This is a genomic window from Vibrio sp. 1562 (genome assembly GCF_033340155.1).
GTDB classification, from domain to species: Bacteria; Pseudomonadota; Gammaproteobacteria; order Enterobacterales; family Vibrionaceae; genus Vibrio; species Vibrio alginolyticus.
Genome location: NZ_JAWOVY010000003.1, coordinates 162,669 through 182,031, shown reverse-complemented (window position 1 = coordinate 182,031; position 19,363 = coordinate 162,669). Strand labels below are relative to the sequence as shown.

The window sequence follows — 19,363 nt, the reverse complement described above, 5'->3', positions numbered from 1 at the left end:
AAGATAAAGAATGGAATCTATTGCTGATGTATTGGTTGTGGCTATTGTGTTCGGTGCCATATTTGGGGGCGGGATAATAAAGTTAATCTTGAACCATCGTAAAGAAGTAAGAGCGTTGGAGATATCTGAACGTAATACGATGAGCCGAGAAGAACAAGATAACCTTAACAAGCAAATTGGTGACTTGAAGCGACGTGTTGAAGTGTTAGAGCGAATTGTCACAGATAACAAATATCAACTTGAAAAAGAAATTGCCTCTCTGTAGATCACCACTTAATCGTAAAGCCGGCGAAGTCCGGCTTTTTCGTGTCTGTACGTCATACCTTTCGGATGTTTAACTCAGCGTTCATCAAAAAAGTCTTTGTCGCGAATGTATTTACTCATAAAGTGATAAGAGAACGGTCGCATTAACCAACTAAATAAGGAGCGCCCAAGCCGTATGAGCGTTGGGGTGTTCTCGTATATTCTCCCGTTATATAACCATAGCATTTTGCCTACATGCCAATACAAAAAAGGTACGGGCGGCATAAAGGTCACGATGTCGATGTCGCAACAAATCCTGTATGTTTTGTGCCCCAAACGGTAGCGTTTCTTAAACGTCCAATCCCCGACAGCGGGCTGTCCGAAAGTGACCACGCGTTTAATGCTTTTTGGGTATTTTTTCTCAATATAGTCAGCAAAAACACTGCCAATCGCGCCACCTGAAGAGTGGCCAGTAATAGTGATTCTTTTTCCCCTAAGAATGAGCGGTACAACGATACCTTCGAGGCGTTCGATCACGGTCAACCCTAACCGATCTTCATTCCGGCTCGGTAAACTTTCTTGGAACAACAGATGATAGAAACCCGCGTGAATGCGATAGTTTAGTCCCAACCTTCGACAGCTTCTCGTCCACATCGCGAAGTTCAACAACCAATCACTGATACTGTGTGAGCCTTTAATCACTACGACCACTTCACTCTGTTTTTTACTCCAGAGCACGCGAATCATAATCTTACCGTGTTCATTTCTAATGACTCGTTGCCCATTAGGATCGAACCCGTATTGAGTTTGCCTGAAGACGCGAGGGTAGGCGAGATTACAAAGCACCGCATAGCGCTCGTATTGGTATCGTTTTAATGGTTTCACGTTATCTTTCTTAGTGGAGCCTAACGATTGACTGTAATTAATGAATATTAAAAATACGTGAACCTTGATTTAGAGCCGATAGAGATTCTGTGTATTGGTATCGCGAATGAAAGACTCAAACTGCCTTAAATGCGTCAAGATGGTTTGGCGAGAGAGTTCATGATGTTCGCTAAGCACGTTAATTAGCTTTTTCAAAGCCTTACGATCTTGTTTATTGAGATTTGCTGTTTCTTTGAGTTGTGCGAAAAATTCAATTTGACTTGAAGTGTCGTTAAAGTCACCGAGCTTGTCTTGCAATAGTTTTAGTTGTTTCACGTTGTTTTTGTGCTGTTGGGAAGGATAGAGCGTGGAAAATCCTTCTAACAAATAACGAAGCGCTTTGCACTTTATCCGCATCGAATGAATCACGCTGTCACGACTTTTGTCCGAGATTTTGCGTCGTGCTTTATCAACTTTTTTAAATTGAACGGAGATTTTTTGGCTTGCGAAAAGTAACGCAGGTACGTTGCTATCCACTGGTTCGTGTTGCGTACTTCGCAACATACTATTCCTGATCAAAGTGCAGTGCGTTGTGTATTCTTGTGTATCTAGCCAACGCGTAACTTTTGCTTGTTCGTAAGCACGTTCAGATTCTATAAAGCAAAAAAGTTGCTCAAGAGACGATTTGTGATTTGGGAGCATTTCAATGTATTGGTTTTTGTCCAAGATAAATACGTCCAAATCACGCAGCTTATTTGTTTTCTTCATCATTATTCTTAAATGAGGTTTCAAAATACGCTGTTCAAAAGGAGGGATCAGTTCGCGAAGTAGTGAGCATAGTGAGCGTATGCGCCTCAGTGTGACGCGATATTGGTGTGTATATTCAGGATCCAAGTCGTCGATGACTCCCTGCTCCAGAGAGCGTGCATAATCAAATTCAGTAAGGAAGAAGTGGGGCACTACGAAGTCGAGTTCGGAGTCGGCATGTAAGGGTAAGTGAAATGATGGTTTTCGAAACATGATGAGCGCTATTTTGTTCTCTGAAATACACGTTAAGTTTATACCCATACTGTTACCTTGCGCGATTTGTTGGCTCTTCATTGATATAAAATGAGAAGGTTAAAAGGCACGAAAGCAAAGCGTATTGATGATCAAATAAGCAAAATGATCGCCCTTTGTTCGTTAGAGTCGTCTTTTTAACCATTTGAATAAAAAAGACTAATTTTTTGTTGACCAGATAAATTAATCCGTTAAAGTACGCCTCGTTCTCACGGCAAAGGTCGCGAGATAGATGGTGTCTAACCCATCGCATGATTGCGTTGCCCTGGTGGTGGAATTGGTAGACACAAGGGATTTAAAATCCCTCGGCGTTCGCGCTGTGCCGGTTCAAGTCCGGCCCGGGGCACCATCAAAATCTTTGGTGACAGAGATAAAAAATCAGAAAGGCGCCTTGGCAGAGTGGCTATGCAGCGGATTGCAAATCCGTGGACCTCGGTTCGACTCCGGGAGGCGCCTCCATTCTTTTACTTGTCCATGAGTTCCGATAGTAACCTGTAGGATCTCAACTTCTCAGATTGTTCAAACACCATCGTGTTTACCATAATTTCATCTGCCCCAGTGCGTTCCAAAAGTTTCTCAATTTTCTGTCTTACATATGTTTGATCACCATGGATAGATTCACGTAATTGAGTTTCAACGTGAAGCTTTTCCTGTGCTGACCATAGTGGTGCCATACTTTTCACTGGTGCGCGAAGTTTTTCGCGATTGCCGCGAATCATTTTTAAGAATTTTTGCTTCTCTGTTGTCGCGAGAAAATCTGCATGTGACTGAGTATCCGCTACGATAACGTTGGCACAAATCATCACATAGGGTTGAGCTAAATGCTCGGATGGGACAAACTCATCTCGATAAAAGTTTAGAGCACGAGACATTGCATCTGGAGCAAAGTGTGCAGCAAATGCGAAAGGTAAGCCTCTCTTAGCTGCTAAACGTGCGCTGTATGTACTCGACCCCAGAAGCCAAATCGGCAGAGATGTGTTGTTACCTGGATAAGCCGCGACTGGTTGATTTCGAGATACGGGACCAAGAAAGAAATTAAGCTCCTCCAACAGCTCTTCAAAGTCAGGATCCATATGCTCTGGTTCCCGCCTTAATGCATGCATTGTTTGGTAGTCGGTGCCTGGTGCGCGTCCTAATCCGAGGTCAATACGACCAGGGTATAATGCCTCTAACGTTCCGAATTGCTCTGCAATAACTAGTGGTGCATGGTTAGGTAACATGATTCCACCTGATCCTAAACGGATCGAGTTCGTGTGCGCTCCAATATGACTGAGTAATACACTGGTTGCGGCACTGGCGATGTCGGGCATGTTATGGTGTTCAGCCATCCAAAACCGATGATAGCCCCAGGACTCGATTGATTGAGCTAATTCAACGGAGCGTTCGAACGTTTCGGTGAAGTTTGTTCCGTCGGACACGGGTGCCAAATCCAGAACAGATAAACGAGGAAAAGACATAGGATAGTTATAGCCTGTTAATGAATCTTAACTATCATATGGTGGTGAAAGTTGACGTTTAAAAGGGGAGGATTAACCATTCACAATGGATTATTTTTCTTCAATGCCTGGAGAGCGTTTAGCTTACGAGTTTAGCTTTTGCTATGTGATAAAAGCGGCTTTATTACTGTAAGTGGCCACAGTGGTCGATGTCGTTGAATATTCGCATGTAGAACGTTTCCACAGCTACTTTAGATTAAAACATAGGCCTCTTTAACAGCGAACTGCTGTTGTCGACAATAGTGAACGAGCTAGCTTTAGAACGTTTTGACTGATACATAGACTTGTCTGCCGCTGTTAATAATTCATGTACATTCGACCCATGCTCAGGATAGAGTGCAATACCAATGCTAGCTCCGACGCATAACTCTTTACCTTTAAAATGAATTACTTTTTCTATTTCTTGGATATAGCGTAGTGCACATGCAGACAGAGACGTACCTGTTGTGTGTGAACGATGAATAATAATAAATTCATCTCCACCAAAGCGGCCTACCATGTCTGATTCGTCGATAATACTTGATAATCTACTAGCTACAGATTTTAACACTGCATCACCTGCCTCATGGCCATGGCTATCGTTAATATCCTTAAATAAATTTAAATCTATAAAAAACAAACTAAAACTATTCTCACTGCCTCTGAAATTACGCGTAAGCTGGATCAAATGTTTTTCTATTGCTCGACGATTGTAGATATTAGTTAAGGAGTCGTGCTCAGACAAAAATACCAAACTTTCTTTTTGACGATTTAGAACTGAAGTTTGATTCTCTACTTCTTCTTTAAGTTTTGATTTTGATATTGTTGTGTGGTTTAACAATGCCGCCATTTTATTGAAGTAACAAGACAGATTTTCAAATTCCGTGAATTGATTTTCTGAAGGGATTTTATAGTCAAAATTTGACCTGCTTAATTGTTTTATTCCATTTATAAACCTTTGAAAGCTTCTCTTGAACTTTATTTTTATATAAAAGCATAATAGCATAACAACCAGAGAGATAAAAATAATACCTGCTTGAGTGTAATAATTTAAATTTTGTAGTTTTGTAGACTTATTATTAAGTATTTTTTTATAAATATATATTATTTCATTATTCATATCCTGGGATACAATGTTTATTCTGGATTGTATGACAGGATTTGATTTATTATAATTTACGACTGAATCATAATGGCGATCTTTGTCTAGTAAATGATTATTTTCGTATTGAACTAAAAAATACAGTTCGAGATTCATTTTTTTTAGGTCTTTAGTAAGGTATAAAACATCTTCATTTTGAGATAATAATTCGTTTAATTTGTTATGAGAAATCATGAATTGTGTGAAATTGTTTTTTCCCCTATTTTGAGTGTAAGCCCAAAGATAACTACTTAATGACTCTAATGATATTTGTATGTCCATTATTTGGTTTAATTGTTTCTTGGCTTTATAATCTTCTATTTTTATGAAGCTTATGTATACTATAACGCTGATACATAGTATTACGCTTAGACTGAATAGTGATGCTAAATAGTGGTTTAACGAACGATGCATTTTAATCTAGACCATCAAAATATGAATTGATATAGTTTTCTTTAAATATTTTTCTGTAATTTGGAATCTGTCCTTCTACATAGTTTTGTTTTAATGCCCAATTAGCTTCTGATTGTAATGTAAATAATAAAGAATTCGTTAAATTTAATCGAAAGTTATAATCATCCCAACTCCAAGATATTTCTTCAACTGTTGTGTTAAGTTTTTGTGATAGTATTTTCATTGTTAAATGAGGGTTTTTATCCATCCAGTTAATTGAGTGATGAAGTGACTTTATTATTTTCATTACTTCTTGATCTGATTTTTCAATGTGTATTTCTTTTGATACAAGCAAAAAGTAAAGTTTATACACGCCAATAATTCCTATGTTCTTTACTTCTTCATTTATTCTATTCTTGGCCATAAATCCGTATGGCTCCCAAGTAGATATTGCATCGACGTTTCCTTGCATTAAATGATTTATAATAACCTGCGTTGTTGATGATATTTTTTCTACTTTTTCTAAATCAATGTCATTTACCTGTAGCAACAAGTCTAAGTAATATTCGCTAGCGCTCTTTTTTATTACACCAACCTTTTTTCCTGGTAATTTATCTATACTTTCTATGCCAGACCGCTTTTTAGTTAGCAGCTTAATATCATTCGTAGAAGATGCAAAAGAAGTGATTAATGCTAAATCTTTGTATTCAAAGCTTTTAAACATCAGTACGCTTTCAGAAAAAGTGGCGTAATTAACATGGTTTTCTAGAAGTAGGTTTGAACATTCGACCCCTCCAAAGCACATGATAAGTTCGACGTTTAAATCGTTTTCTTCAAACGCACCTATGTGCTCTGCAATGATAAAAGGGGCTGACAGAGGCGTCTTAGATATACCGATTGTTGTAGGTTTGTGGATAGCATTTGATACCGTTGTTAACTTTAAATAAGCAACTACTAATGCAGAAAGAACTAAAATTATGATAACTGTAGAAATCTGTTTTGTATCCATCAAAAACAACTCCCTTCATAATAGTAGTAATTAATCTATCAGTTAAATGAGTGTAGTTGCTTATTGGGTTGATGCTAGGAGAGGAGGGGATTTATTTGTATCGTGCCAAATTTATGAGTACCTAGGGGTAATTTCGGTAACTGGCTTAGATATAAAGAATTTATCTTTAGTTAGTTCAAGTTGTAGCAAATGACTGATTTCATAACATGATGATTTATGGAGAGATATCAACTTTTTAAGTTGAAAAATTGTACTCCATTTTTGCCATTTTTCTTTATCTCATACATTGCGTGATCGGCTTTTTGATACACTTCATTAAACGGTTGCTTTCCTTTGTTAAAGAGACAAACACCGATACTCATTCCTATCGTTACTTTATGTAAGTCTTGATTTATCGCTGGAATGATTGAATCTAAGAGTTGATTGCAAAGTTGGGATATTTCCTCTCGACTTGAATGCCAGTTTAAGATAACAAATTCATCGCCTCCTATGCGTCCAACTTGAGACTTGCTTGACGCAAGCTCTGTTAAGCTATTGGCGATATTGATGAGGAGGGTGTCGCCAGTATGATGGCCTAGCTGGTCGTTAACTGCTTTAAAATTATCTATATCAACAAACACTAAAGCAGACTGCTGAGACGGTTCGGTTTGAGGTTGATGATTAAAGTTTTCCTCAATTGCTTTTCTATTTAACAATCCAGTCAATGGATCACTCGAAGCCAACTTGGCCAGTTGCTGCTCATAACGCTTTTCTTTTGTAATATCGATATGAGTACCCATCATCCGTAGTGGTTCGCCATCAGAACCATACTCGACGATGCGCCCTCGATCGTAGACCCAGCTATCACTGCCGTCTTTATGAATCATGCGATGCACTACCTCATAAAGGTCGGTCTTGCCTGCTAGGTGATCTTCAAATGCACCCACCGCAAGATCATAATCTTCAGGGTGGAGATTGTTTTTCCACGTTTCAACCGTCGCGGTTAACTCATGGGGCTGATAACCTAGCATTTTTCCCCACTGCATATTGAATATCGTCAAAGTACCTGAAGGAATATGCTGCTCCCACAAACACAGTCCATTACTGTCGAGTGCAGCATTCAACTTTTCTTGTAGTCGCGCATTCTTCCGCTTCAGCTCTTCATTTTCTTTTTCTAAGCAGGCAATTCGAGTTAGATATTCTTCCATTTTGCGCATAATTTACGTCGTTTTCGGAGCGACAATATACGAAAAATACTTTGCAATTTCTATGATTGAGCTTGGAGATATAAATATTGAATATGCGGTAAATAATAAAGAATCGGTGATGTTACTTAAGAGCAGTAAAGTAAATGCTTGGAAAACAAAGAAGGAAATAGGGGGTAAGCGAGGGGCTCTCCTGGTGCAAAGTCTTAAATGGAGGCCTTTGCACCGGGACTACTGAGGGTTAGCGGTTTAGTGCACCACAACGCTCAGGTTGGTATGTGATATCGACAATTTCAATTGTCTTCACTTGATTATTTGGCATTGGCCAGTCAAGTTTTTGGCCGACAGACAAACCGATCAGTGCGCTGCCTACGGGTGCAAAAATAGAGATATCATCACTGCTTTTCAGTTCAGAAGGGTAAACCAGTGTCTTTGTCATGGTTCTATCTTCACCTGAAAATTTAAACTCTACAGTCGAGTTCATCGTGACCACGTTATCTGGCATTTGTTCTGGCTCAAGAACTGTTGCTCGGTCGAGCTCTGCTTCTAATTCCACAAGCTCCGCTGCGATGTTTGGCATTTTATCCAACAAAGCCGTGATTCGGTTCATATCTAAGCTTGAGATGTAGATAGAATTGTTTTCTGACATTTTATGACTCCCAAATAAAAGGCCGCCTCACAAAAATGGGACGGCACTCTATATGTCAATTACGGTATCAATCATATGGACGCTATTCCATATGAACTAAACCTGATTTTAGTCTTTATAGTGCGACTTAGCTAGTAAAAAATTTTTGTTGTGAAGCTTGATTTTTCTAAATCTTTCAATCACTTCAGATATTGTTCTCTGATCACCTTGAAACGGTGAAGTCAAGTGAGTGCGTCGTTTAGAAGCAAAGCAGGATTTATCGTAGGTGTGCTCGGTTTCGATGGTCAGCCTAACTTCATAAAAGCAAAACGGTATAGTCCGTTGCTAGCATGGCTTCGGTTATCTCAGTTTGTTAAAACTACCAATATCCGTTAATAAATTACTTTTTATTTCGCAATAGTCAGATAAATACGTTCATCTACCCCTTTAGGGTAGTTTGAAATTGTAATTGATTTACATCATGTATTAATTTTCTTTCACAATTAACAATGAGCTCAGTGATAAGAACCTAACCCTTAGGAATTATAATGAGCAAGTTGAAGCTAGTAGTCATCGGTAACGGTATGGTAGGGCACCGTTATATTGAAGACTTAGTCGAGAAAGCTGATATGTCTAATATGGACATTACGGTTTTCTGTGAAGAACCTCGTGTCGCATACGACCGTGTGCACCTTTCCTCTTACTTTTCTCACCATACTGCAGATGAACTTTCTTTAGTGAAAGAAGGCTTCTACGAGAAACACGGTATTAACATGCTGATCGGCGAACGCGCGATTAACATCAACCGTGAAAACCGCATTGTTTACTCAAGCACTGGCCGAGAAGTTCAATACGACAAGCTGATTCTTGCTACTGGCTCATTCCCATTTGTTCCACCTATCAAAGGTCACGAAAGCAAAGACTGTTTTGTTTACCGTACTATCGAAGATCTTAAAGCGATCGAAGCGTGTGCGAAGAAGAGCAAATCAGGCGTTGTTGTCGGTGGTGGTCTGCTAGGCCTTGAAGCAGCAGGCGCACTGAAAGCACTGGGTGTAGAAACGCACGTTGTTGAGTTCGCGCCAAAGCTAATGGCTGAGCAACTTGACCTGGCTGGTGGTAACCAACTTCGTCAAAAGATCGAGCGTATGGGCGTGAACGTTCACACCAGCAAAAACACGCTTGAGATTGCGGCAGAAGGCACAAACGCACGCAACGTTATGCGTTTTGCTGACGGTTCAGAGCTAGAAACAGACTTCATCGTATTCTCTGCAGGTATTCGCCCACAAGACAAACTAGCACGCCAAATGGAGCTAGAAGTGGCACCTCGTGGCGGTGTTGCTATCAACGACCATTGTCAGACTTCTGATGAGAACATCTACGCTATCGGTGAGTGTGCGTCTTGGAACGAAATGTTCTACGGCCTTGTTGCTCCTGGCTACAAGATGGCGACCGTTGCTGTTGACCACCTACTAGGTAACACAGAAAGCAAATTCGAAGGCGCTGACATGTCTGCGAAGCTGAAACTTCTTGGCGTGAAAGTAGGCTCTATCGGTGACGCGAACGGTCGTACTGAAGGGTGTAAGAGTTACGTTTACCAGAACGAAGAGCAAGAAGTTTACAAACGTCTTGTCGTTTCTGAAGACAACAAGAAACTGCTTGGCGCGGTTATGGTTGGCGATACGTCTGACTACGGCGACCTGCTTCAACTTATGTTGAACGAAATCGACCTACCAGAACACCCGGATGCGTTGATCCTTCCTGCACACGCAGGCGCTGAGAAACCAGCACTAGGTGCAGACGCTCTACCAGAAAGCGCAGTGATCTGTTCTTGTTTCGACGTGACAAAAGGCAAGGTCGCACAAGCGGTCGCTAATGGTCACCACACGTTGGGCGACATCAAAGCCGTGACGGGCGCGGGTACAGGCTGTGGTGGTTGTATTCCTCTAGTGACCTCTGTTCTAAATGCTGAGCTTGCTAAATCTGGTATCGAAGTGAAGAACGACGTGTGTGAGCACTTTGCATACTCACGCCAAGAGCTGTTCCACCTAATCCGCATTGAAGAGATCAAAACGTTTGATGAGCTTCTAGAGAAATACGGCAAAGGTTACGGCTGTGAAGTTTGTAAACCACTGGCTGGTTCTATCTTGGCTTCTTGCTGGGGTGAGCACATTCTTAAGCCACAACTGGTTAAGCTGCACGACACGAACGATAACTTCCTAGGTAACATCCAAAAAGACGGTACTTACTCTGTTATCCCACGTATGGCGGGTGGCGAAGTAACACCTCAAGCACTGAGTGCACTAGCGAACGTTGCAGCAGAATACAACCTATACACCAAAGTAACCGGTGCTCAACGTATTGGTCTGTTTGGTGCTCAAAAAGACGATCTTCCAGAGATCTGGCGCAAGCTTATCGACGCTGGTTTCGAAACAGGTCAAGCGTACGCAAAAGCACTTCGTATGGCGAAGACATGTGTGGGCTCAACTTGGTGTCGTTACGGCGTTCAAGACTCTGTTGGTCTGGGTTCTTACATCGAGAACCGTTACAAAGGCATTCGTACACCTCATAAGATGAAGTTCGGTGTTTCTGGTTGTACTCGTGAGTGTGCGGAAGCACAAGGTAAAGACCTTGGCATCATCGCGACTGACGCAGGTTGGAACATGTACGTATGTGGTAACGGCGGCATGAAACCTCGTCACGCAGACCTACTTGCAAGTGACCTAGATAAAGAAACACTAATCAAGTACATCGACCTCTTCATGATGTTCTACATCCGTACTGCTGCGCCACTACAACGCACATCAGTTTGGATGGAAAACATGGAAGGTGGCGTTGACTACCTACGCGAAGTGATTGTTAACGACAAGCTTGGTATCAACGCTCAACTAGAGGCAGACGTAGCGAAGCTTGTAGACGAGTACGAGTGTGAGTGGACTGCGACCATCAACGACGAATCACAACTGACTCGTTTCGCGCACTTCATCAACTCTGACAAGCGCGATGAAAACGTCGTGTTTGTACAAGAGCGTGAACAGCACCGCCCAGCAACCTTCACGGAAAAACACCCTGAAGCGAAAGGCGACATCCTACACGTAGCGATCACTGAAGCATAAGGGAAGGTTGATTATGTCATTTGAAAAGATTTGCCAAATCAGCGACATCGTACCGGGCACGGGTGTTTGTGCACTGGTTGATGGTCAGCAAGTTGCGGTATTCCGCCCAACACAAGCAGAAGAAGTGCTGGCGATCAGCAACACAGACCCGTTCTTCCAATCAAACGTGCTTTCTCGCGGTTTGATCTGTGAGCACCAAGGCGAGCTTTGGGTGGCTAGCCCACTTAAGAAGCAACGCTTTAACCTGACAACAGGTGCGTGCATGGAAGACGAGCGTTTTAGCGTGAAAGCGTACAAAACCCGCGTAACAAACGGCGAAGTAGAAATCTCTGCGTAAGCTTGGTTTTCATTCCCTCCTCTTAGGGGAGGGAATGAACTGAAACCTAGATTTAATAGACAAAGGCTTTCCAAGCATCAACTCAGGGGAACAGGGAAGCGAGGTGTTGTAGACAGCGTTCAGGTGTCAACGGGAAGCCTTTCTCTATTAAATCTTTAACTTTTTAACTTTCAATTTTGGATAAGGACACATTCATGTCTACTGATTTTAAGCCTGCAGAATTCGTGCAAACCATGATCAATGTTGGTGAAGCGAAAACCAATACAAGCACGCGAGATCTTCTGCTTCGCGGTACGATGGCTGGCGTTATTCTTTCGCTTGCGGTGGTGGTTGCTATTACCGCGATTGTACAAACGGGTATCGGCCTTGTAGGTGCACTTGTTTTCCCCGTTGGTTTCGTAATTCTAAGTGTGATGGGTTATGACCTAGTAACCGGTGTTTTTGGTCTAGCGCCTCTGGCTAAGTTTGCGAACCGTCCGGGCATCACTTGGGGTCGTATCTTCCGTTGTTGGGGTCTTGTAGGCTTGGGTAACCTTATCGGTTCTCTGATCGTTGCTTACCTAGTGGCTATCTCTCTAACAGGTAACTTCTCTCTAGAACTGAACGCAGTAGCGAAGAAATTTGTCGCTGTTTCTACCGCGCGTAGCCTTGGTTTTGAAAACATGGGTATGGACGGATGGATCACGTGTTTCGTACGCGGCATCTTCTGTAACCTAATGGTGTGTCTTGGCGTTATCGGCAACATGACAGCACGTTCAGTGTCTGGTCGTGTAGCAATGATGTGGTTCCCAATCTTCATCTTCTTTGCGCTAGTATTTGAACACACCGTAGTAAACATGTTCCTATTCCCACTAGGTATGATTCTAGGTGCGGATTTTGGTATCGCGACTTGGTTGAACTTCAACCTTATTCCAACCATTCTAGGTAATATTGTCGGTGGTCTCGTAATGACTTGTATTCCACTGTACCTAACTCACGCAAAAACAGCGCCTTCTATCAACGTAGTTGAAGAAGAAGTAAAAACAGAGCCTGCAATCGCAAAATAAACCGCTTTTATCTGGCCCTACCTATGGTAGGTAGGGCTGTTCAACTCATTTAACTTTCGATAAGTATTGTATTGATTTAACTATAAAAAGTAATAACTCCTTGGGGTGATTTTAACCTTGAGTTAATGACTTGAGTGTTACTTTTTATGTCCAAATTTTCGATAGGCGTTGATATGACAACTGTTAACTCATCTTTAAACAGCGGCTTTGTTTCTCTTGTTGGTGCAGGTCCAGGTGATCCTGATTTGCTCACAGTAAAAGGCTTAAAAGCCATTCAAGCGGCTGAAGTTGTGGTGTACGACCGATTGGTGTCGAAAGACATTCTTGAATTGGCTCACGCATCAGCAGAGATGATCTACGTAGGTAAAAAATTAGACTTTCACTGTGTGCCTCAAGATCAAATCAACCAAATCTTGGTGCAGAAAGCGCAAGAAGGTAAACGCGTTGTGCGCCTAAAAGGTGGGGACTCATTTATCTTTGGCCGTGGTGGTGAAGAGCTAGAAGAGCTAGCCGAATTTGGCATCAAATACGAAGTGGTTCCTGGTATTACGGCGGCGGCGGGTGCAACGGCATACGCTGGTATTCCATTAACGCACCGTGACTATGCTCAAAGTGTTCAATTTATCACTGGTCATGTACAAAAAGATGGGCGTGAGATTGAATGGCATTCACTAGCGCAATCCAACAACACACTTGTGTTCTATATGGGGTTGAAGCAAAGCGGCCATATTATGGATAAGCTGATCACTCATGGGTTAGATCCTGAGATGTCATGCGCCATTATTGAAAACGGTACGCGCCCAGAGCAGCGCGTGTTCCAAGGAAAGTTGAACGAGCTATCGATCATGGCAGAGCAAGCCGTGAGCCCAGCATTGATTGTGGTTGGCAGCGTGACTCAACTTCACAACAAGTTGGATTGGTTCGCAAAGTAATACTGCCCAGAAGTGACTATATTTTACAGGGGCTTTGTTGCCTCTGCATTTCTTGCTTACGCATAGGCATTTGATCAATGAGGTTGTTGATAAACGGCCAGTCTGTTTCTGCGCCCCAACGGTGCTTTTCTAGACCATCTTTACCAAGCAAAATAGCAGTATGAGAACCTTTTTCGACCGCATAAAGACGAGCTAGCATTTTTAGGTCGAACTCTTCTTTAAGCCAAGCAGGAAAGGTATAACCTTGTTCTGTAATGACCAGTGTGACGACATCTCTGTCTTCCAACTCACACTCATTCATAAGTGTTTCTAGCAAGAATTGTTTGACGTATTCATCATTTTCCGGCGCAAAGTAGAGCACACTTCTATGTGGCCAGTATTTGGAGTGCGCTGGATAACCAAATGCTGTCGATGACAAGATACAAGAAAGCAGTATCACTAGTAACTTTCCGCCCATGACAGTTCCCCTAGAAACCCAAATAACTTTTTATACGTTAAGTTTAGTGGAATTGGCTCATTGTGCTTTTTCCAAAACTGGCATAGGGTAGGCAGCAAATAAATTGAGCGTAGAAATAGATGAGTTCGGAAAGCAAACAAAAAATCGCCATTTTGGTTGATGTACAGAATGTGTATTACACCTGTCGCGAAGCGTATCGAAGCAATTTTGATTACAACCAGTTTTGGTATGTCGCCACACAAGGGAAAGAGGTGGTAAGTGCTCGTGCTTATGCCATCGCGAGTAACGATCCAAAACAACGTCAGTTTCATCACATTTTACGCGGTGTTGGATTTGAGGTGATGCTTAAACCCTACATCCAGCGTCGTGATGGCAGCTCGAAAGGCGATTGGGATGTGGGTATTACTCTCGATGCAATTGAAATTGCTCCCGAAGTTGAGGAAGTGATTCTAGTTTCGGGAGATGGAGACTTTAGTCTGCTAGTAGAGAGAATTCAGCAGCGCTTCAATAAAACGGTGACCGTTTATGGTGTACCTAAACTTACATCTCAAACTCTGATTGATTGTGCCGACAATTTTGTCGCGATTGATGACGATTTCTTGCTGTAGTTAATAGTGCAATAAAGAAAGGCGAGTCACTCAGGCTGTACGAAAACGTACAATGACTCGCCTCTAATTTATCGTTGATTTGGCTAGTTACGAAGGAATGATCATTTGCCCTAGCAAGTAACCCAAGCAACACGCACCAATCACGCCGATTAAGCCCACAGACATGAATGAGTGGTTGAAGTACCACTTACCAATCTTAGTTGTGCCCGAGGTATCGAAGTTCACAGTCGCGATATCTGAAGGGTAGTTGGGAATAAAGAAGTAGCCATATACCGCTGGCATCAAGCCGATAAGCAGCGCAGGTTCCAAACCTAAGCCGAGACCAACAGGTAGCATCATGCGAGCCGTTGCAGCTTGAGAGTTCACCACAACCGACACGATGAATAACGCAAGCGCGAATGTCCAAGGGTAGTTGGTTACCATCTCTACGATGCCGGATTTAAATTGAGGCATAGCGTACTGGAAGTAGGTATCTGACATCCATGCAATACCGAAGATAGCAATCGCCGCCACCATACCAGATTTAAATACCACCCCATTTGGTACGTCACGCGGGTCAGTTTTGGTCGCAAGCAAAATGATACCGCCGAAGCAGAGCATCATCATTTGAATCACAACCGCCATGCTGATTGGCTTCGAGCCATCTACGATGGTACGAATGTCTGGCCACATCGCGATAACGACGATAACCAAGATCGATGCAATGAACAGCAATACAGAGTTACGAGCACTTGTTGGTAGTACTTCATCAAGAGACGTTGCAGTTGTGTTGAGGATTTTTTCTCTCCACACAGGATCTTTCAAACGCTCTTGGTATTCTTCATCGTCGTCTAGTTCTTTACCACGCTTTAGGCTGTAAAGTGACATCAACAACGTACCGAATAAGGTTGCAGGTACAGTAACGAGCAGAATTGAGAGCAGAGTGATCTCGTGTTGAATATCAGAGAGTTGCGCCAAGTAGTAAACTACGGCCGCTGAAATTGGCGAGGCTGTGATTGCGATTTGAGAGGCGACAGAAGCGGCAGCCATAGGACGCTCTGGACGAATGCCGTTTTTAAGCGCAACGTCGCCAATGATTGGCATGATAGAGTAAACCGCGTGACCTGTACCAAGTAGGAAGGTCATAAAGTAAGTCACGAACGGAGCAATAAGGGTGACGCGTTTTGGGTTCTTACGAAGCACACGCTCGGCAACTTGCAGCATGTATTTCAAACCGCCAGCGGCTTCAAGAATGGAAGCACATGTTACCACCGCTAAAATGATCAACATGACGGTGACAGGAGGAGAGGTTGGCGGCATCTTAAAGATGAAGACTTCAATCACCAAGCCAATTCCGGATACGACCCCAAGGCCTATACCACCATAACGTGAGCCGATATACAGCATCACGAGCAAAAATAGAAACTCAAGATACAACATGTGGATTTCCTTATTCAAAACAGAGGGCTACATAGCCAAATTACCTCTTTGTATTGTCTCGATATTCAGAAAGAAAATACTTCATGTTGTTCACAATCCGCTGGATAAGAAACAGCAATATTCAATTATTGGCAATAACTCACGCTACACAGGTGAACTGTTAACACAGTTTTATCAGGGTGTTTTTATGCTGTGTATTTTTGCGATCATGTGAGCGTTAAATGCGAAGAGGTTTAAGAGTTTGTTGCTATTCATCGCATACGTAACCAGACCTTACAGTTTCACAGAACGCGGAAATACAGTCATAGCTAACCCTAAGAGTGTTTCTTTGTTATGAAAACGCAAAGGATAATAGTTTGCATTGCGATTAGTGCTTGGGTATAAAGGTGTCAGAATGAATACAACTACAATAAGCCATCATGTCTGAGCAATTTTTCCCGCAACTGTTTCAAACTTCGAGTGAGATAACACCTTACCTACACGGTGATATCGGCGAGATAGGGCAAGAAGCTATCCATATCGAAAATGATATCAACCCGATCATCCAAGGCCTTTACCAGCAAATCTCGGAGGCTCATCCGGAAGCGGGAAAAGCATATTGGTTGACAAGAACGTGGGATTTACTTTGTTGGCAGCCAGTTTATGTCGCATTCATCTCTATTTACGGTTACCACACGTTGCCAAACATTCGCGAGATAGCGCAGCACCTCAAACCTTGTTTTGTTTCTGGGTACCGATTCTCCGACGAAGCGCATATACATGGCGAGCCAGAGGCGTTGATAAAAGAGGCGGGGCGTCAAATCCGAGAACTGTTCGACTTCTATCAACAAGAGATGAGTCAATGGACACGCATTCGTCCTGGCTTCACCCATCAATTGATGTCGGACGGAATCATGGCTTGTTTAATTCGTCTCCAACAGCGCTTTCCGCAAATGACTAACTCGACACTTCAGGAGCATGCGGTCTTGTGGCTAAGCGCAATGGGTTTGGATGTTGATAATAGCCGCTCACTTCATGAGACGGAATCTGATCAGCCGCTAAAGTTAGTAAGAAAAAGTTGTTGTTTAGTCTATAAGTGTGAAGGCAGAAAGCTTTGTGCAGATTGTCCTCGTTTAGAGGAAAATCGACAGCTTATGAGCAAGAAGGTTCTTAATTAACATTTATTTAACTTGTGTAACAGTGCTCGATTTGAGAGTGAGAATAAGTATCATTGCATGCTCTTGTTGACAACAAAAAGATAAATACAATGATGAAAAGGACGTTTTCTTTCAATCTCATCGTACTTGCGATGAGCAGTGGATACGCAGTTAGCTCAATAGCAGCAGAAGATCTTCAACAAACATCGACTCCGAGCGATGAGCAATTGGTTGTTGTAGGCAGTGTGATGCCGAAATCGATCTCCGATATTCCAGGAACGGTTTGGTTTGTTGGCCAAGAAGAGATTGCTCAGCAATATCGTGCGGGCAAGACACTGGGTGATATTCTTTCTGCAACCATCCCTTCTTTAGACGTCGGCACCGGTGGTCGAACTAACTATGGTCAGAACCTTCGCGGTAGAGCAATGTTGGTAATGATTGATGGTGTCTCGTTACAGTCTTCTCGCCCGATTAGTCGTCAGTTAGATGCAATAGACCCATTCAACATCGAGCGAATTGAAGTACTATCTGGTGCAACCTCCATTTATGGTGCAGGCGCTACTGGTGGTGTTATTAACATTATCACCAAGAAAGCGTACTCGGATGACTTGTCGTTTGAATCCTACGTGAGTGGCACTACAGGCTTTAATAGCAGCGATGACTTTGATTACAAACTCGCTCAGTCTATCTCGGGTGGTAATGAGCGAATTACCGCTAGAGGTTCGGTTGTGTACACCGAGACACAAGGTGCATTTGACGCAAATGGCGACATTGTCACCCCAGACATTTCACAGGGCTCTTTGCAGTATAATTCAACGCTCGATGTTATGGGATCGACCGAGATTCAAATCTCCGATGCCAGCAAGTTAAACCTTGTCGCACAATACTATGACAGCCAGCAAGATTCGCCATACGGTTTGTACATTGTTAACAATAAATTTGTTGATGTACGAGAGGGGTTCGATTCCGACCGTGAACATGGTACAGAGCGAGTTCTCTTAAGTGCGAACTACGCTCACGACAGCGTATTCGGTCATCAACTGATAGGCGAGTTATCTTACCGTAGTGAAGACCAAACCTTTACTCCTTATTACCAAAGTGCCTCTCAACAAAAAACAGAAGTTTTTGCTGGGCGCTTAGCGTTAGCTAAAAGCTGGGAGTCATTCAAACTTGTTTATGGTGTCGATGCGTACTTAGACCGTTTTGAAAGTAACCAGGCTCTGTTCGATCCAACCATTGCGAACAGCTCTGGGAACTTAATTAATCGAACCTATGCCGAAGTGGGGCGTTACCCAGATGTTGATGTGGCGTCTTACGCAATGTTTGTCCAAGGGGATTACCAAATCAATCAAGATTGGTCAGTACAAGCAGGCTACCGCTACCAATACATGGACAATAAGATTGATGATTTTGTTGCCTATAGTATACAAAAGAAGATCGCATCGGGTAATGGTGTATCAGCGGATGCGGTACCAGGTGGCAGCACTGACTACTCTGTGAGCTTATTTAATTTGGGCACCATTTATCAGCTTAACGATGAATCTCAGCTTTGGGCGAACTTCTCTCAAGGTTTCGAACTCGCTGATCCTGCAAAGTACTACGGCCAAGGTAGCTACGATGCCGCGGATGCAAATGGTCACTACGCGTTGAACAATAGCATTAACGTATCTGACTCAAAAATGTCGGGCATCAAAACGGACAGCTATGAAATTGGTTACCGATTAGATACGGATACTGTCGCACTGCAAGCGGCGGGTTACTACTCGGTGTCGGATAACTCAATCAAGTATGACAAGAAGACGCTCCTAATCACCAATGTTGATGACGAGCAACGTGTATACGGTGCCGAAGCAAACATTAACTACTGGGTAAACCGTGATATTTTGTTAGGTGCATCAGGTCACTATGTGGTTTCTGAGCTGAAAACCAACGGTAAGTGGGAAGATCTAAGTGCGGGTAAAGCAAGTACATCAAAAGCGAACGCGTGGGCGGCTTACTATCAGGATGGCTATTCACTACGTCTACAAAGCCAGACGATGTTTGATTACGAAGATGACGCAAACAACAAACTAGATGGATACACTACGTTTGATCTTCTTGGTAACGTAACACTACCTATCGGGCAGTTAGGTTTTGGTATTCAAAACCTATTTGACGAAGACTACACAACCGCTTGGGGACAACGTGCGCAGATTCTTTATGCAGCACACTACGATGCAGCAGCGTACGACTACAAAGGAAGAGGTCGCACATTCACACTGAACTACAGTGTTGAATACTAAAGCTAACTCGCTCCAAATATCAAAAAAGCCGCTTGAA

The 19,363-nt window shown here is 42.7% G+C and carries 17 protein-coding genes and 2 tRNA genes; 10 read left to right on the top strand and 9 right to left on the bottom strand.

Going from position 1 to position 19,363, the window contains the following annotated elements; translation table 11 throughout:
- Positions 1-10: 10 nt before the first annotated feature.
- Complete coding sequence (locus tag R7Z49_RS04310) at positions 11-265, top strand: hypothetical protein (RefSeq protein ID WP_005375990.1); 255 nt, start codon at positions 11-13, stop codon at positions 263-265.
- 74 nt (positions 266-339) lie between these two features.
- Here R7Z49_RS04310 and R7Z49_RS04305 read toward each other — a convergent pair whose 3' ends face one another.
- Together R7Z49_RS04305 and R7Z49_RS04300 are read right to left on the bottom strand one after the other, a co-directional pair.
- Complete coding sequence (locus R7Z49_RS04305; protein ID WP_005375991.1) at positions 340-1,128, bottom strand: lipase family protein; 789 nt, start codon at positions 1,126-1,128, stop codon at positions 340-342.
- Positions 1,129-1,197: 69 nt separating this feature from the next.
- On the bottom strand, positions 1,198-2,175 hold the full coding sequence (locus R7Z49_RS04300; protein WP_250155741.1) for a CHAD domain-containing protein: 978 nt from the start codon (positions 2,173-2,175) through the stop codon (positions 1,198-1,200).
- A gap of 253 nt (positions 2,176-2,428) precedes the next feature.
- Here R7Z49_RS04300 and R7Z49_RS04295 point away from each other — a divergent pair.
- Together R7Z49_RS04295 and R7Z49_RS04290 are read left to right on the top strand one after the other, a co-directional pair.
- A tRNA-Leu gene (locus R7Z49_RS04295) sits at positions 2,429-2,515 on the top strand.
- Between the two features lie 36 nt (positions 2,516-2,551).
- Positions 2,552-2,625: transfer RNA gene (locus R7Z49_RS04290), tRNA-Cys, on the top strand.
- Between the two features lie 5 nt (positions 2,626-2,630).
- Here the strand turns inward: R7Z49_RS04290 and R7Z49_RS04285 are convergent.
- The 5 genes from R7Z49_RS04285 to rnk form a co-directional block, all read right to left on the bottom strand.
- Positions 2,631-3,623 (bottom strand): LLM class flavin-dependent oxidoreductase, encoded by a 993-nt coding sequence (locus R7Z49_RS04285; RefSeq protein ID WP_005376038.1) that lies wholly within the window; start codon positions 3,621-3,623, stop codon positions 2,631-2,633.
- A 235-nt stretch (positions 3,624-3,858) separates the two neighbouring features.
- Positions 3,859-5,064, bottom strand: coding sequence for a GGDEF domain-containing protein (locus tag R7Z49_RS04280; protein ID WP_226977227.1), 1,206 nt, complete (start codon positions 5,062-5,064; stop codon positions 3,859-3,861).
- Positions 5,065-5,197: 133 nt separating this feature from the next.
- Positions 5,198-6,184 (bottom strand): ABC transporter substrate-binding protein, encoded by a 987-nt coding sequence (locus R7Z49_RS04275; protein WP_005376042.1) that lies wholly within the window; start codon positions 6,182-6,184, stop codon positions 5,198-5,200.
- A gap of 227 nt (positions 6,185-6,411) precedes the next feature.
- Positions 6,412-7,371 carry a GGDEF domain-containing protein gene (locus tag R7Z49_RS04270; protein WP_025767735.1) on the bottom strand — a complete coding sequence of 320 codons (960 nt, stop codon included), beginning with the start codon at positions 7,369-7,371 and terminating at the stop codon, positions 6,412-6,414.
- Positions 7,372-7,609: 238 nt separating this feature from the next.
- Positions 7,610-8,017 carry a nucleoside diphosphate kinase regulator gene (gene rnk, locus R7Z49_RS04265; protein ID WP_005390213.1) on the bottom strand — a complete coding sequence of 136 codons (408 nt, stop codon included), beginning with the start codon at positions 8,015-8,017 and terminating at the stop codon, positions 7,610-7,612.
- A gap of 527 nt (positions 8,018-8,544) precedes the next feature.
- Between rnk and nirB the strand changes: the two genes are divergently transcribed.
- From nirB to cobA, 4 genes are all read left to right on the top strand, one after another.
- Positions 8,545-11,109, top strand: coding sequence for a nitrite reductase large subunit NirB (nirB, locus tag R7Z49_RS04260; protein ID WP_318111377.1), 2,565 nt, complete (start codon positions 8,545-8,547; stop codon positions 11,107-11,109).
- A gap of 13 nt (positions 11,110-11,122) precedes the next feature.
- Complete coding sequence (gene nirD, locus R7Z49_RS04255; RefSeq protein WP_005387969.1) at positions 11,123-11,446, top strand: nitrite reductase small subunit NirD; 324 nt, start codon at positions 11,123-11,125, stop codon at positions 11,444-11,446.
- A gap of 194 nt (positions 11,447-11,640) precedes the next feature.
- Positions 11,641-12,492, top strand: a complete 852-nt coding sequence (locus R7Z49_RS04250) for a formate/nitrite transporter family protein (RefSeq protein ID WP_033907034.1) — start codon at positions 11,641-11,643, stop codon at positions 12,490-12,492.
- A 173-nt stretch (positions 12,493-12,665) separates the two neighbouring features.
- On the top strand, positions 12,666-13,424 hold the full coding sequence (gene cobA, locus R7Z49_RS04245) for a uroporphyrinogen-III C-methyltransferase (protein ID WP_054575960.1): 759 nt from the start codon (positions 12,666-12,668) through the stop codon (positions 13,422-13,424).
- 16 nt (positions 13,425-13,440) lie between these two features.
- Here the strand turns inward: cobA and R7Z49_RS04240 are convergent, their stop codons facing one another.
- Positions 13,441-13,881: a DUF4174 domain-containing protein gene (locus tag R7Z49_RS04240; protein WP_017820187.1), complete on the bottom strand. Its 441-nt coding sequence runs from the start codon at positions 13,879-13,881 to the stop codon at positions 13,441-13,443.
- 119 nt (positions 13,882-14,000) lie between these two features.
- Here R7Z49_RS04240 and R7Z49_RS04235 point away from each other — a divergent pair, with 119 nt between their 5' ends.
- Positions 14,001-14,489 carry an NYN domain-containing protein gene (locus tag R7Z49_RS04235; RefSeq protein WP_005387978.1) on the top strand — a complete coding sequence of 163 codons (489 nt, stop codon included), beginning with the start codon at positions 14,001-14,003 and terminating at the stop codon, positions 14,487-14,489.
- Positions 14,490-14,576: 87 nt separating this feature from the next.
- Here R7Z49_RS04235 and R7Z49_RS04230 read toward each other — a convergent pair whose 3' ends face one another.
- Entirely contained in the window at positions 14,577-15,908 is a 1,332-nt protein-coding gene (locus R7Z49_RS04230; RefSeq protein WP_005376060.1) for an anaerobic C4-dicarboxylate transporter, read from the bottom strand.
- Between the two features lie 419 nt (positions 15,909-16,327).
- Between R7Z49_RS04230 and R7Z49_RS04225 the strand changes: the two genes are divergently transcribed.
- A complete protein-coding gene (locus tag R7Z49_RS04225; protein WP_318111376.1) occupies positions 16,328-17,065 on the top strand; it encodes a siderophore ferric iron reductase in 738 nt (245 codons plus the stop codon).
- A gap of 89 nt (positions 17,066-17,154) precedes the next feature.
- Entirely contained in the window at positions 17,155-19,326 is a 2,172-nt protein-coding gene (locus R7Z49_RS04220; protein WP_017634648.1) for a TonB-dependent receptor, read from the top strand.
- Positions 19,327-19,363: the final 37 nt, after the last annotated feature.

Bases quoted from the DNA above. Each gene is read 5' to 3' on its own strand.
- R7Z49_RS04280 (WP_226977227.1), bottom strand. From the start codon at position 5,064: ATGGACATACAAATATCATTAGAGTCATTAAGTAGTTATCTTTGGGCT.
- R7Z49_RS04275 (WP_005376042.1), bottom strand. From the start codon at position 6,184: ATGGATACAAAACAGATTTCTACAGTTATCATAATTTTAGTTCTTTCT.
- R7Z49_RS04235 (WP_005387978.1), top strand. From the start codon at position 14,001: ATGAGTTCGGAAAGCAAACAAAAAATCGCCATTTTGGTTGATGTACAG.
- R7Z49_RS04310 (WP_005375990.1), top strand. From the start codon at position 11: ATGGAATCTATTGCTGATGTATTGGTTGTGGCTATTGTGTTCGGTGCC.
- cobA (WP_054575960.1), top strand. From the start codon at position 12,666: ATGACAACTGTTAACTCATCTTTAAACAGCGGCTTTGTTTCTCTTGTT.
- R7Z49_RS04300 (WP_250155741.1), bottom strand. From the start codon at position 2,175: ATGGGTATAAACTTAACGTGTATTTCAGAGAACAAAATAGCGCTCATC.
- R7Z49_RS04230 (WP_005376060.1), bottom strand. From the start codon at position 15,908: ATGTTGTATCTTGAGTTTCTATTTTTGCTCGTGATGCTGTATATCGGC.
- nirD (WP_005387969.1), top strand. From the start codon at position 11,123: ATGTCATTTGAAAAGATTTGCCAAATCAGCGACATCGTACCGGGCACG.
- rnk (WP_005390213.1), bottom strand. From the start codon at position 8,017: ATGTCAGAAAACAATTCTATCTACATCTCAAGCTTAGATATGAACCGA.
- R7Z49_RS04250 (WP_033907034.1), top strand. From the start codon at position 11,641: ATGTCTACTGATTTTAAGCCTGCAGAATTCGTGCAAACCATGATCAAT.
- R7Z49_RS04225 (WP_318111376.1), top strand. From the start codon at position 16,328: ATGTCTGAGCAATTTTTCCCGCAACTGTTTCAAACTTCGAGTGAGATA.
- R7Z49_RS04270 (WP_025767735.1), bottom strand. From the start codon at position 7,371: ATGGAAGAATATCTAACTCGAATTGCCTGCTTAGAAAAAGAAAATGAA.
- R7Z49_RS04285 (WP_005376038.1), bottom strand. From the start codon at position 3,623: ATGTCTTTTCCTCGTTTATCTGTTCTGGATTTGGCACCCGTGTCCGAC.
- R7Z49_RS04220 (WP_017634648.1), top strand. From the start codon at position 17,155: ATGATGAAAAGGACGTTTTCTTTCAATCTCATCGTACTTGCGATGAGC.
- nirB (WP_318111377.1), top strand. From the start codon at position 8,545: ATGAGCAAGTTGAAGCTAGTAGTCATCGGTAACGGTATGGTAGGGCAC.
- R7Z49_RS04240 (WP_017820187.1), bottom strand. From the start codon at position 13,881: ATGGGCGGAAAGTTACTAGTGATACTGCTTTCTTGTATCTTGTCATCG.